Origin of the sequence: Kribbella amoyensis (genome assembly GCF_007828865.1) — a bacterium.
Lineage (GTDB): Bacteria > Actinomycetota > Actinomycetes > Propionibacteriales > Kribbellaceae > Kribbella > Kribbella amoyensis.
Map to the genome: position 1 here is coordinate 266,020 of NZ_VIVK01000003.1, position 13,248 is coordinate 279,267.

The 13,248-nt window shown below is 70.8% G+C and carries 11 protein-coding genes; 6 read left to right on the forward strand and 5 right to left on the reverse strand.

Annotation, left to right across the window (positions count from 1 at the left end; genetic code table 11):
* The first annotated feature begins 95 nt into the window (after positions 1-95).
* Together FB561_RS35205 and FB561_RS35210 are read left to right on the forward strand one after the other, a co-directional pair.
* On the forward strand, positions 96-2,036 hold the full coding sequence (locus FB561_RS35205; RefSeq protein WP_170284942.1) for an outer membrane protein assembly factor BamB family protein: 1,941 nt from the start codon (positions 96-98) through the stop codon (positions 2,034-2,036).
* On the forward strand, positions 2,033-3,991 hold the full coding sequence (locus FB561_RS35210; RefSeq protein ID WP_145814408.1) for an NHL repeat-containing protein: 1,959 nt from the start codon (positions 2,033-2,035) through the stop codon (positions 3,989-3,991). The genes FB561_RS35205 and FB561_RS35210 overlap by 4 nt, the downstream gene beginning before the upstream one ends.
* A 27-nt stretch (positions 3,992-4,018) precedes the next feature.
* On the opposite strand, the gene FB561_RS35215 is transcribed toward FB561_RS35210, so the two are convergent.
* From FB561_RS35215 to FB561_RS35235, 5 genes are read right to left on the reverse strand one after another with little or no spacing between them, the layout of a single operon-like run.
* Positions 4,019-5,014 (reverse strand): hydroxyacid dehydrogenase, encoded by a 996-nt coding sequence (locus FB561_RS35215; protein ID WP_145814409.1) that lies wholly within the window; start codon positions 5,012-5,014, stop codon positions 4,019-4,021.
* A complete protein-coding gene (locus FB561_RS35220; protein WP_145814410.1) occupies positions 5,015-6,037 on the reverse strand; it encodes an NAD-dependent epimerase/dehydratase family protein in 1,023 nt (340 codons plus the stop codon).
* 12 nt (positions 6,038-6,049) lie between these two features.
* Positions 6,050-6,958: a carbohydrate ABC transporter permease gene (locus tag FB561_RS35225; RefSeq protein WP_145814411.1), complete on the reverse strand. Its 909-nt coding sequence runs from the start codon at positions 6,956-6,958 to the stop codon at positions 6,050-6,052.
* 1 nt (position 6,959) lies between these two features.
* On the reverse strand, positions 6,960-7,862 hold the full coding sequence (locus FB561_RS35230) for a carbohydrate ABC transporter permease (RefSeq protein WP_145814412.1): 903 nt from the start codon (positions 7,860-7,862) through the stop codon (positions 6,960-6,962).
* Between the two features lie 7 nt (positions 7,863-7,869).
* A complete protein-coding gene (locus tag FB561_RS35235; RefSeq protein ID WP_145814413.1) occupies positions 7,870-9,129 on the reverse strand; it encodes an ABC transporter substrate-binding protein in 1,260 nt (419 codons plus the stop codon).
* A gap of 196 nt (positions 9,130-9,325) precedes the next feature.
* Here FB561_RS35235 and FB561_RS35240 point away from each other — a divergent pair, with 196 nt between their 5' ends.
* The 4 genes from FB561_RS35240 to FB561_RS35255 are packed head-to-tail and all read left to right on the forward strand — an operon-like array spanning position 9,326 to position 13,196.
* Positions 9,326-10,447 carry a dihydrodipicolinate synthase family protein gene (locus FB561_RS35240; protein WP_145814414.1) on the forward strand — a complete coding sequence of 374 codons (1,122 nt, stop codon included), beginning with the start codon at positions 9,326-9,328 and terminating at the stop codon, positions 10,445-10,447.
* Between the two features lie 57 nt (positions 10,448-10,504).
* Entirely contained in the window at positions 10,505-11,740 is a 1,236-nt protein-coding gene (locus FB561_RS35245; protein ID WP_145814415.1) for a DegT/DnrJ/EryC1/StrS family aminotransferase, read from the forward strand.
* A complete protein-coding gene (locus FB561_RS35250) occupies positions 11,737-12,468 on the forward strand; it encodes a hypothetical protein (RefSeq protein ID WP_145814416.1) in 732 nt (243 codons plus the stop codon). Before FB561_RS35245 ends, FB561_RS35250 begins: the two co-directional genes overlap by 4 nt.
* Positions 12,465-13,196, forward strand: a complete 732-nt coding sequence (locus tag FB561_RS35255; RefSeq protein WP_145814417.1) for an amidohydrolase family protein — start codon at positions 12,465-12,467, stop codon at positions 13,194-13,196. The genes FB561_RS35250 and FB561_RS35255 overlap by 4 nt, the downstream gene beginning before the upstream one ends.
* Positions 13,197-13,248 lie beyond the last annotated feature (52 nt).

Sequence of the window (13,248 nt, forward strand, 5' to 3'; positions counted from 1 at the left end):
CGCGGGATACTTGGGTTGATCTGTTGACGGCCGGATCGGGGCCGGGTAATTTCAGCCAGGACCGTAAAACCTGCCGCGCCGTCCCCGGAGGCCTTGTGTACAAGCGGTTTGCGTTCACTTCCCTCGCCGTTGCCCTGATCCTGACCACCGCGCCGAGCGCCGCGACCGCGGGCACCCCGTCCCCCGTCACGGTCGACAACCTCGGACCCGCGTCCGCCGTGACCTCGACCAGCGTCGCCGAGCAGGTGGGCGACCGGATCTGGACCGCCACGTCCGGGGTGTCGCCGGTCCAGGTCGGCGCCTTCGACCCGGTCACCCAGACCGTCGACCGGAAGATCGCCCTGCCGACCGGCGCCGGGTCCTGGGCCATGACCCATGTCGGCACCGACCTCTACGTCGGGCTCTACACCCCCGGTGACCTCTACAAGATCGACACCACCACTGGGTCGTTGAGCAAGGTCGCCCAGTTCGGCTCGTTCATCTGGTCGATCGCCGCCACCCCGGACGGCAAGATCGTCGCCGGCACCTACCCCGACGGCGGCGTGCACGAGTACGACCCGTCCACCGGCGCGACCAAGTCGTACGGTGCCGCGTTCGCCGGTGAGCAGTACGTCCGCAGCATCGCGGCCGACGCGGACACCATCTACGCCGGGGTCGGCACCAAGGCGCACCTGGTCGCGATCGATCGCGCCACCGGGGATCGGCGGGACGTGCTGCCCGCCAAGTACGCGGACCGGACGTTCGTCGCCACGCTCGCCCTGGAAGGTGGGAAGCTCGCCGCGGGCCTCTCCCCGACCGGCACGATGCTCGTCTTCGACACCGCCGACCTGGCGAACCCGGTCGAGGTGCAGACGCCCGGCGGCGACCAGTACGTCACCGCGATCACCGTCGACGAGCCGACCGGGGACGTCTATCTCGGGACCCGGCCGTCGGGCACCTTGTACCGCTACCGCGACGGCGCCCTGCAGCGTCTCGGGTCCCCGTACGACGGGGCGTACTTCAACCGCATCTTCGTGGCCGGGTCGACGATCCGGGCCGAGTTGACCAGCCAGGTGGTCACGTACGACGAGGCCGGCGGGACGTTCAGCGGCGTGGACCTCGGCACCGCGGGACTCCCGCCGGCCCCCGAGCAGGCGATGGGGATCGCGGCAACTCGCGACACGGTCCTGGTGAGCGGTAAGGCCGGGATCCAGGTGCACGACCTGCGGACCGGGACGAACAGCCGCGCGTTCCTGCCCGGCGAGGCGAAAACCCTCACCCCGGTCGGCCGGGAGGTCTACCTCGGCGTGTACACGCTGGCCCGGGTCTGGTCGATGAAGCCGGACGGCACCGATCTCCGCGAGCTCGGCCGGATCGAGAACGAGCAGACCCGCCCGACCGACGACGCGTACGACGAACGCTCCCGCACGCTGCTGATCTCGACCGAGCCCGACTACGGCAAGTACGACGGCACCCTGACCGAGCAGCACGTGGATACCGGGCAGCGTGAGGTCCATCGCGGCGTGGTCCCGAAGCAGTCGGTCCGCTCGGTCGGCACCCAGGACGGCATCGCGTACCTCGGCGGCGCGACCCGCAACAGCCTCGGCACCACCCCGCTCTTGCCGGAGGCAACCGTCGTCGCGTTCGACCTGCGCCGCAACCGCACGCTCTGGGAGGTCGCCCCGATCTCCGGAGCGCAGACGTACAGCGACGTGATCCCGTACCGCGGCCGGCTGTACGTGACGACCGATGACGGCCGCCTCGCCGAGCTCGATCCGCGCACCGGCAAGGTCCTCAGCACCCAGACCATCGGGACCGGGCAGAGCCGCCTCGCAGTCGCCCGAGCGGGCCTCTTCGGCACGGACAGCAAACGCGTCTTCCAAGTCGTCCCGAAGGGCTCGGCGGCGCCGGAGGTCCGCACTGTCCTGGACGGTCTCAACACGCAGATCTACGGCTACCCGCTGATCACCGCGTCGCACACCGGCGACGCGCTCTACACGATCAAGGACCGCGACCTGATCCGCGTCGGTAACCTCCCGAGCGGAGCGGACCGATGACGGGCCGCATCTCGCGCCGCACCCTGCTCGCGGGCGCCGCGGTCGCCGGGGCCACCTCAGCGCTCCCCCTGCCGACGGCCGGCGCAGCATCGACAGCAGCACCGATCGACGGTTCCACGTTGCCCCGCTTCGGTCCGGCCTGCCTGACCGCGGCTGTGGTGGCGATGGCCGTCCTCGACGGGCACGCGTACGTGATCACCCGCGGGATCGTGCCGCCCAAGCTCGTGGACATCGACCTCGCCACCCGGCGGGTCAGCCGGACGATCGACCTGCCGGTCGGTGAAGGCGGCTGGGGCATCACCGTTGCCGCTGGCAAGATCTACGTCGGGTTGTACCCGGTCGCCGACGTGTACTGCTTCGACCCCGTGACCGCCGCGATCACCCGCGTCGGCAGTCTCGCCGGAGCTGGCGGCTTCGTCTGGGACCTGACCACCGCACCCGACGGTCAGGTGTTCGCGGTCAGCTACCCGAACGGCGCCGTCTGGCAGATCGACCCCACCACGAACACCCCGACCCAGCTCGGCGCCCCGGTCCCGGGCGCGCAGTACGGCCGGTACGTCGGCGCGGCCGGCTCCTTCGTGTACGCGGGGATCTACACACCGTCCCAGCTGGCCGGATACGACCGGACCAGCGGGAGCTTCCGCGACCTCACCCCGGAAACGTTGCGGGGGAAGAACTTCGGCCCGTTCACCGCGACGACGGACCGTGTCTACGCCGGATGCAGCGGTGCCCTCGTCAGCATGGACCTCGACGGCGGCAACGTCCACGTCGTACCGCTGCCCGCCGGCGAGAACACGGTCGACGCCATCGCGGTGACACCCGACGGGACCGCGTACGTCACCACCCGCGGCTCCGGCACCGTGTGGTCCTGCGGTCCGGCCGACACCAGCCTCACCGCGGTCGCCACCCCGGCAGCGGCCGACGAACACCGACGTCTCGTCCTCCTCGACGACACCACGTTGCTCGGCTCGACCGGCTCGGGGGTGCTCTGGTGGCTCGACGTCAGCACCGGGGAGTACGAGCTGCTCGATCTCGTCGACGCGGGCTTCGTCCCGGCCGCCGACAAGCCGCAGTCGATCGAGCTGGGGATGCCGCATCTGTACGTGGGCGGTCACTGGGTCGTCACCGAGCACTCGACCTCCGATCGGACCAGCCGTCGCATCCGCGTTCCGGGTGAGGCGAAGACCCTGACCTGGACGGGCGACCACCTCTACTCGGCGCTGTACCCGAGTACCGAGGTGGTCCGGATCGACCCGCGGACCAAGGAGGTGCACAGCTTCGGGTTGATCGCGAACGGGCAGACCCGGCCGTGGCAGGCGGCGTACGACGAGGGGACCGGGCTGCTCGCGATCGCGTCCGCGCCGGGGACCGGCAAGCTGGTCGGCGCGCTCACCCTGCTCGACGTCCGCACCGGCACCCTGGACGTGTACCCGAACCTGTTGCCCGACCAGAGTGTGATGACCGTGGCGATCGCGGACGGCATCGCGTACGTCGGCGGGGACGTGGTCGGTGGTGGCGGGATCACCCCGACCCGGACGTCGGCCGCGATCGGCGCGTTCGACCTGCGCCGGCGCAAGCTGCTGTGGACGGCCGAACCGCTCGCCGGGGAACGCTCGATCCAGAGCGTCGCGGTCCTGGACGGCGTCCTGTACGGCGTCCTCAAACGCACCAGCGGCGGCTGGTTCACCGTCGACCTCACCACCGGTGCCGTGGTCCGCGGTACGAACAAGCTCTCCGGGTACGGCGAGATCTTCGTCCACCAGGGCGGTGTCTACGTCGAGACCAACTTCGGCGGCAACCTCTACCGGCTCGGCCGGAGCGAGGCGGAGCTGCTGGTGAACAAGCTCGGCGACGGCTGGTACACCGTGCCGCAGCTGTCCCCGGTCCGCGGCCGGCCGACCCACCATGCGTGGGGCTTGGCCGACCGCGACCTCGTCCAACTCCCGTTGCGCTGAGCAACCAAAAGGGTGCCACCGCGGAGGTCAGCCCATCCGGGCCAAGGCCTCCGCGGTGACCTCGAACCGCAGCGCGTCGCCGGCGGCGTACCGCTCGAGCTCGTCGGCGACCAGCTCACCCATCTCCAGATACCCCTCGACGGTCCCGGCCGCGCGATGCGGAGTGAGCAGCACGTTCGGCAGACCACGCAACGGGCTGTCCACCGGCAACGGCTCCTCGTCGAACACGTCCAGCGCGGCGTCGATCCGGCCACTCCGCAACTCGTCGAGCAACGCGTCCGAGTCGATCAACCAGGACCGCGCCGTGTTCACCAGCGACGCCCCGTCCGGCATCAGCGCCAGCTCGCGTCGGCCGATCATCTCCCGGGTCTCCGGCAACGTCGGCGCGTGCAGGACGACGGCCCGGCTGGTCCGGAGCAACTCGTCCAGCTCGACCCGGCGTACTCCGAACGACGCCGCCCGCTCGTCGGTCAGATACGGGTCGTACACCACCACCTCGGCGCCGAGCGCGACCGCCATCGCGATGTACTCCGCGCCCGTCCGGGACGCCCCGACCACGCCGATCCGCGACCCGGTGATCCCGTGCTGCGGCGGCGCCGCGATCGCGTCCGTCCAGGTGGCCCCGGCGTGCATCGCGTGGTCGTACCGGTGGATGCGGTGCAGCATCGTCAGCGTGAACGCGAGCGCGACCTCGGCGACCGGCCGGGCCATCGCCTGACCGACCTGGGTGATCCTGATGCCCCGGTCGAACACGGCGTCGGTGACGAAGTGCTTCACCGACGAGGCGCTGTGCGCGATGAGGCGGAGCCGCGGCGCGTGCGCCAGGACGTCCGCGGTCATCGGCACCGCGCCCCACGAGGTGATCAGCACGTCGGCCTCCGGCAACGCCTCGACCAACGACACCGCGTCCCGTGGATCGTCGAGGACGCGGAGGTCGGCGAGTGCCTCGATCCGGCCCCAGTCGGCCGGTGCGAACACCATCTCCCGGAACGACGGCGTCGCCGCCATCACGACCCGCAGCATTCAGAACTTCCCGTCCCGGACCTGGAACTTCGTCGGCTTGTCCCAGACGACTCCGCCGCGCGCGATCCAGTCCGCCTGCCAGTCCAGCAGGGTCTCGATCCCCGCGTCCGGCAGACCGAACAGCTCGTGACACCGGGACGCGTCGTTCAGCAACGCGGTCGGTGCCTCGGTGCCCTTGAACTCCGGCTCCACGCCGAGCCGCCGGCCCGCCTCGACCGCGAGCTCCCGGACCGACAACGTCTCCGGCCCGGTCAGGTTCAGGACGAACTGCTCCGGCGTCGCGTGCAACAGGGACCGCAGCGCCACCTCGTTCGCGTATCGCTGCCAGACCACGTTCACAGCGCCCGTGGTGACGTCGACCGGGATCCCGTCCCGCACCTGCGAGAACACGTCCGCCAGCACGCCGTACCGGGGCTCGACCGCGTAGTTCAGCCGGATCACCGACAACGGCGTGCCCCACGTCTCCGCGGCGTACCCGAAGACACGCTCGCGGCCGAGGCAGGACATCGCGTACTCACCGACCGGGCCGAGCTGGTCCGCCTCGGTACTGCCGCCCTCGGTGATCGGGACCAGCGGGTACACGTTGCCGGTGGAGAACGCCGCGATCCGGGCGTCCCGGTACCGGGCGGCGGCGAGGCCGGCGACGACCGAGTTGGTCTGCCAGAGCCGGCCGGGCGCTCCCGACGTACCGAACTTCGCGCCGACCATGAACACCACGTTCGCGGCGTCCGGCAGCTCGTCGAACGAGTCGTCGGACAGCAGGTCGAACGCGACCGTGGTGACGCCGACCGCCTCCAACCCGGCCCGCACCTGCTGGTCGCTCCAGCGGGACACCGCGAGCACCCGGCGATGCCGGCCACCCGCCTCGTCCAGTGCGCGCCGGGCCAGCAGGCACAGACTCGGACCCATCTTGCCGCCGGCGCCGAGCACGACCAGGTCGCCCTCCAGCCGGCCCAGGTCGGCGACCAGGTCGGCCGACGGGGTGGCCAGCGCGGCCTCCAGCGCAGCTTCGTCCTCGAACAATGTCGTTCCCTCTCAGCCTTTGAGTCCGGACATGGTCGCGCCCTCGGTGAAGTGCCGCTGGGCGAACAGGTAGGCGACGAAGATCGGTGCCAGTGCGACGACCGAGCCGGCCATCGCGACACTCATCGGCACCTTGTCCTGCATCAGCCCGGCGATCCCGGTGGTCAGCATCTGCATCTCCGGCGACTGCGCCACCACCAGTGGCCAGAGGAAGTCGTTCCAGTGCCACAGGAACACGAACAACCCGAGCGTCGCCAGGATCGGCTTGCACAGCGGCAGCACGATCTGGGCGAAGATCCGGAACTCCGAGGCGCCGTCGACCCGGGCCGCGTCGAGCAGCTCGTCCGGGATGCCGCGGATGAACTGCCGCATCAGGAACGTCGCCTGCGCGTTCGCCAGCGTCGGCACGATCAGGCCCCAGTACGTGTTCACGCCGTCGGCCTTGGCCACGATCACGAACAACGGGATCAGGGTGATGTGGTACGGCACCATCAGCATCCCGAGGAACGACCAGAAGATCACGTTCTTCCCGGGGAACCGCTTCTTGGCGAACGCGTACCCGGCCATCGACGACAGCAGCAGCACGAAGACGACGCTGATCCCGGAGTACAGCAGCGTGTTGAGCGCCCACCGGATCACCTGGTTGCCCTGCAGGACGCGGGCGTAGTTGTCCAGGGTCAGGTCGTTCGGCACCAGGCTGCCCGGGAAGAACAACCCACCGTTCGGCTTCAGCGACAGCACCACCATCGCGTAGAACGGGAACAGCGTCGCCAACGCGCCGACCGTCAGCAGGATCCCGGTGAGCACCCGCCCGACGCCCTGCGGCGCGAACGGGCTACGGCCGGTACGCCCGGGTGGTGCGGCGGCCGGCTGGTCCGCCGGAGTGGTGGGACCGAGGTCGGTCTGGGTCAGAGTGGACATGTCAGTCGCTCCCCCGGTCCAGGATCAGCCGCTGCACCAGCGAGATCACCAGCACCAGCGCGAACAGCGCCAGCGCCACCGCGGAGGCGTAGCCGAAGTCGAAGAACTTGAAGGCCTGGTCGTACAGCATGTAGCCGAGCGTGTAGGTCGCCTTGACCGGACCGCCGCCGGTCATGATGTAGACGGCGTCGAAGACCTGGAACGACCCGATCACCTCGATCACGCCGAGGAAGAAGAACACCGGGCGCAGCTGCGGCAGGGTGATGTGCCGGAACCGCTGCCAGGCGCCGGCGCCGTCCATCATCGCCGCCTCCTCGAGCTCACGCGGGATGTCCTGCAACCGGGCCAGCACGATCAGCATGTCGAAGCCGAACCGGCCCCAGATCGCGACCGCCGCGATGGCGACGATGGCCAGCACGTCGTTGGTCAGCCAGGACCCCTCGGACAGCCCGATCGAGCCGAGCAGCCGCGGCACCGCGCCGTCCGCGCTGAAGATCCAGATGAAGACGACACCGGCCAGCACCAGCGAGGTGATCACCGGCAGGAAGAACGCGGCCCGAAAGAACCGGACGCCGCGGAACGACCGCCGGACCAGCAGTGCCATCCCGACCGCGACGGCGACCAGCACCGGGACGGAGACCACGGTGTAGATCAGCGTGACCTTGAGCGAGTGCCAGAACAGGCCGTCGTGGGCGAGCCGCTCGAAGTTGTCGAGCCCCTTCCAGCGGAACCCACCACCCAGCGTGTACTTGCCGAACGCGAGCCCGAGCCCGCCGAGGAAGGGCGCGAACCGGAAGAGCAGGAACAGCACCAGCATCGGCAGCACGAAGGCGGCGCCGACCAGCGCCTCCCGCCGCCGGAGGCGACGGGAGGCGGGCCGGCCCGCAGCGAGCAGGGAAGCCATCAGCGGCTCAGCGCGCCAGGACCGGCTCGGCGGCCTTGGCCCCGTCCTTCATCGCCTGCTCGGCCGACTTCTTGCCGAGCACGACGGCCTGGATCTCCGGCGCCAGCACGGCCTGTACCTCGCGGGCGTGCGCGACCCGCGGGCCGACGTTGACCAGCGGCAGGAACGGCTCGGCCTGAGCCTCGGGGGAGCCGGCCGGGAACGGCGCCGGCGCGCCCTCCTTCGGCGGGTAGAAGTTGGAGAACTTGCCGATCGCGGCGAGCACCTCGTCGGTGGTGACGAACTGGGTCCAGGCGGCGGCCAGCGACTTGTTCTCCGAGTCGTTCAGGATGGTGAAGGACCCGACCGTGCCGTAGGTGGCTTCGGCCTTGTTCTTCAGCGGCGCGGTGACCACGACGTCCTTGCCCCACACGGTGGCCAGCTCGGTCGGGGTGCTGTAGTAGACGCAGCCGACCTGCCGGCGGCCGACGACGGTCTGCTCGGCGGGCAGGTTGCCGGCCGCCTCGTCCCGCTTCACGTACCCCTGGGCCGCCAGGTCGCCGAGGAACTTGGCCGCCTCGGCCATCGCCGGGCTGTCGATCGTGGACTTGCCCGCCTCGTCGAACGGGGCGCCACCGGCCTGCCAGACCCACGGGTAGAAGGTCATGTTCAGCGTCGCCTCGGTCGAGCCGATGATGTGCGTGACGTACTTGCCCTTGGCCTTGAACTTCGGCCCGAGCGCGGCCAGCTCCGCCCAGGTGGTCGGCGGCTTGTCCACCCCGACCTCCTTGAGCACCTTGGCGTCACACACGCCCGGCACCACGGACATCAGGATCGGGGCGCCGTACGTCTTGCCGTCGTGCGTGACCGCGTCCAGCGCGCTCTTGCGGTACCCGTCCTTGCTGACCACGTCGTCCAGCGGCTCCAGCACCTCCTGGGCGCGGAACTGGGCCAGCTCGTCCGGGATCATGTAGACCACGTCCGGCGCCGTGCCACCCGCGATCGCGGTGGTCAGCGCGGTGTCGCGGTCCTTCCACGGCTTGATGTCGACCTTGACCTCGGCCTTCGGGTACTTCGCCTTGAAGGCCGCGACCTGGCCCTCCCAGAACTTCTTGTCCGCGTTCTCGTCGGCACCCGGGGACAGCGGGTACGCCCGCATCGTGATCGAGCCGCTGACCTCCTCGCCCTCCTTCGGTGCCGCGACCGAACCGCCGTCGCCGCACGCGGCCACCAGACACAGGGCAGTCAGGCCGACGCCGGCCCTGCTCGCCGTTCTCCGCCAGGACATTCGGGCACCTCCAGCTCAGGGGGATTACGGTCAAGACCGTAGAGCCCGAAACCGGGCGCGTCAACGACTTGTCGCAGCTGTTTTCAGAACGTTGACAGGGCCCGGGTAGGGCAATTACGGTCATTGCCGTATCTAGCCGCGGGACCCGACCGGGCCCGCAACACGTTTCCTCCGCCACGAGTCCCGGGACGGTTCGATGCCCTTGTCTGCCGCGCTCTCCACCACCGCCGCCGCGTCGGCCACTCCGTCACCGGCCACCCGCCCCGGCCCGCCGGACGAGGTGGCCGCGCTGCTCCGCGACGGGTGCGTGATCCCGGCCCACCCGTTGGCGCTGGACGAGCACCGCCGGATCGACGAACGGCACCAGCGTGCCCTCACCCGGTACTACCTGGGAGCGGGCGCCGGCGGCCTGGCGGTCGGCGTGCACACCACCGAGTTCGCCATCCGCGACCCCCGGTGGAACCTGCTCGAGCCGGTCCTCGCCCAGGCCGCCGACACGGTCCGGACCGAGGCGGGCCGTCCGGTCGTGATGGTGGCCGGCGCCTGCGGTGAGACGGCGGCCGCCGTCCGCGAGGCCGAGCTGGCCGCCGACCTGGGGTACCACTACGCGTTGCTGAGCCCGGGCGGCATCGCCCACCTCAGCGAGGACGAGCTGGTCGAGCGGACGGCCGCGGTCGCCGAGGTACTGCCGGTGATCGGCTTCTACCTGCAGCCCGCGGTCGGCGGTCGCTGGCTGTCCGCGCGGTACTGGTCCCGGCTGGCGGAGATCCCTGGCCTGGCCGCGATCAAGGTGGCGCCGTTCGACCGGTACGCCACGCTCGACGTCCTGCGGGCGGTCGGCAGCTCGGGGCGGAGCGACGAGATCGCCGTCTACACCGGGAACGACGACAACATCCTGCTGGACCTGCTGACCCCGTTCGAGTTCACCATCGGCGGTGAGACCGTGCGCAAGCACGTGGTCGGCGGGCTGCTCGGGCAGTGGGCGGTGTGGACGCGGGCCGCGGTCGAGCTGCTGGACCGGACCCGGGCCGCTCGCGCCGGCGCGTCCGAGGACCTGCCCGCACTGCTGACCCTCGCGGCCCAGCTGACCGACGCGAACGCCGCGGTCTTCGACGCCGCGAACGAGTTCCACGGCTGCGTGCCCGGAATCAAGGAGGTACTGCGCCGGCAGGGTCTCGTCGCCGACCGGCGCTGCCTGGATCCGGCCGAGGACCTGTCCCCCGGCCAGGCCGAGGAGATCGACCGGGTGGTCGCGGCGTACCCGTGGTTGACCGACGACGAGTTCGTCGCCGAGCATGTGGACGGCTGGCTGGCCTGAGCGCCGGATGGCCCGGCGCGCGTGGTTGTCATGAGCATCGACCGGAGGACTGTCCCGATGGACGAACCCACCATCCGCCTCGCCCGCGACGGCGGCACCCCTGTCCGTACCACCCCGCTGCCGTCGGTGATGAACGCCACTGGCCGCCGCTTCGGCGACGAGGAGGTCAAGGCCGTCGAAGGTGTCCTGCGCAGCGGCATGCTCTCGTCCACCTGGGGCACCGAGGTACCCGCGCTGGAGCGGGAGTTCGCCGCCCTGATCGGGACCAAACAGGCGGTCGCCTGCAGTTCCGGGACGGCGGCGCTGCACCTGGCCGTCGCGGCCGTGAATCCGGAGCCGGGCGACGAGATCATCACCACCCCGATCAGCGACATGGGCACGGTCTTCCCGATCCTGCTGCAGAACGCGGTGCCGGTGTTCGCCGACGTCGATCCCGTCACCGGCAACCTCGACCCGGCCGCCGTCGCCGCCGCGATCACGCCACGGACCAAGGCGGTCCTGGCCGTGCACCTGTTCGGCAAGCCGGCCCCGATCCACGAACTGCGCGAGCTCTGCGACCGGCACGGGATCCTGCTGATCGAGGACTGCGCGCAGGCGTACCTCGCGGCGGCCGGCGACGCGTTCGTCGGCCGGATCGGGCACCTCGGCTGCTTCAGCCTCCAGCAGACCAAGCACATCAGCGCCGGCGACGGCGGCCTGGTGGTGACCGACGACCCGGCGCTGGCCCGGCGGATGCGGCTCTTCGCGGACAAGGGCTGGCCCCGCGACACCAACGAGCGCACCTACCTCTTCCTCTCGCTGAACTACCGGATGACCGAGCTGGTCGGCGCGGTCACCCGGGCCCAGCTGGCCCGCCTGCAAGGGGTCGTCGACGATCGCCGGACCGCGGCCGCCCGGGCCACCGCCGGTCTCAGCGGACTGGCCGGAATCACGCCGCCGCCGGACAACGGCGACCACGTGTACTGGCAGTACCCGCTGATCCTCGATCCGGCCGTCGCAGGGGACCTGCACGAGTGGGCGACCGCGTTGACGGCCGAGGGGATCCCCGCGAACGGCGGGTACCTCACCAGCCCGTTGTACGGCGCGCCCGCGCTGCGCGACCGGGTGACGTACGGCGCCTCGCAGTACCCGCTGGCCGACGTCGAGTACCCGCCGGGGCTGTGCCCGAACGCCGAGGAGCTGATCAACCGCCGGCTCCTCGTCCTGCCCTGGAACGAGAACTACACCGAGTCCGACGTGGACGACGTGGTCGCCGCTGTCCGCAAGGTCCACGCCGGACTGGTGACCGCATGAGCGACGCGCCCATCCTGCTCGACTGCGACCTGCTCGTCGGCCATGACGTGACCACGGGTCGCTGGTCCCGGCCCGACGCGGTGCAGGAGGTGCTGAAGTCGACGGGGATCTCCGGCGGCCTCGTGACCAGCCTGCGCGCCGTGCACTTCGACGTACCGAGTGGGAACGCCGAGGCCGCTGAAGTTGCTGCCAGCAACAACTGGACCGCTTGCCCGGCTTTGGATCTGCGCGACGCGCTGGGTGCCGAGCGGGAGCTGGAACGGCTGCTGGCATTGCCGGACGAGACCCGCCCACGAGCGATCCGGCTCGCTCCGACCCTGCAGAACGTGGAGCCGGTGTACCCCGCGTTCGGCCATGTCGTGAAGTTGCTGGTGGCCGCGGATCTCACCGTGTTCGTCGAAGGGGACGTGCGGACGGTGAGCGCGCCGTTCCGCGGGATCGGGGCGCGGGTGGTGTTCCTGGACACGCACTTCTACCACCTCGGCGACTTCGTCGTGCTGGCTCGCGAGGAGGCCGGGTTCGCCGCCTCGACGCGGATGCTGACCGGGCCGGACTCGCTGGAGATCGTCGCCGCCGAGGTCGGGGCGGAGCGGCTGGTGCTCGGGTGCCGGACGCCGTTCCACGAGACGCACTCGGTGGTCCGCCGGTTGCTGACGTCCAAGCTGAGCCCGGCGGAGATCGCGCTCGTCGGCAGCCACAACCTCGACCGTCTGCTGGAGTCCGCGTGATCGTCGACGTCCATGCCCACTGGGGCCCGTGGTTCTTCTCGATGGACGTCGGCAGCATCGACGTCAACGTCGACCTGCTCGACCGGTTCGGCATCGACGTGCAGCTGGTCTCCGCGATCGAGGGCATCGTGTACGACGCCCCGGCCGGCAACCGGTCCCTCGCCCCGCACCTCGACCTGGATCCCCGGTTGCGCGGCATGGTCGTGGTGGACCCGCGCCGGCTCGACGAGGCCCGCGCGGACCTGACGACGTACCTGGCCGGTGACGGGCGGCGGCGGTGGGTGGGCGCGAAGATCCACACCGACTACAGCCGGACCCCGATCGACTCGGCCGGGATGCGGGCCGCGGTCGAGCTGACCACCGAGTTCGGCCTGCCGACGCTGGTGCACACCTGGGGACCGAACGTGGTCGACCTGGCCGACCTCGCCGCCCAGGTCCCCGGCGCGCGGGTGATCGCCGGGCACATGGGCGCGTCCGGCTGGCCGCTGGTCGCGCGGGCCGCCGAGCGCTGTGACCGGATCTGGTTCGAACCGTGCTGGTCGGCGCCCGAGGCGGGCCGGATCCGCTGGGTCCTCGACCGGGTCGGCCCGGGCCGGTTGATGTTCGGGACCGATGCGACGTTGATCGACCCGTCGGTCGCCTTCGGCGCGATCGAGGCCGCCCGGCTGGACCCCGCGGAGTACGCGGCAGTGATGGGCGAGACGGCGACGGAGTTGTTCGGGCTCTGACGTCACCGGGCGGCGTCCGGGCTGCGGTAGGGCGTATGCGGCACAATCGGAG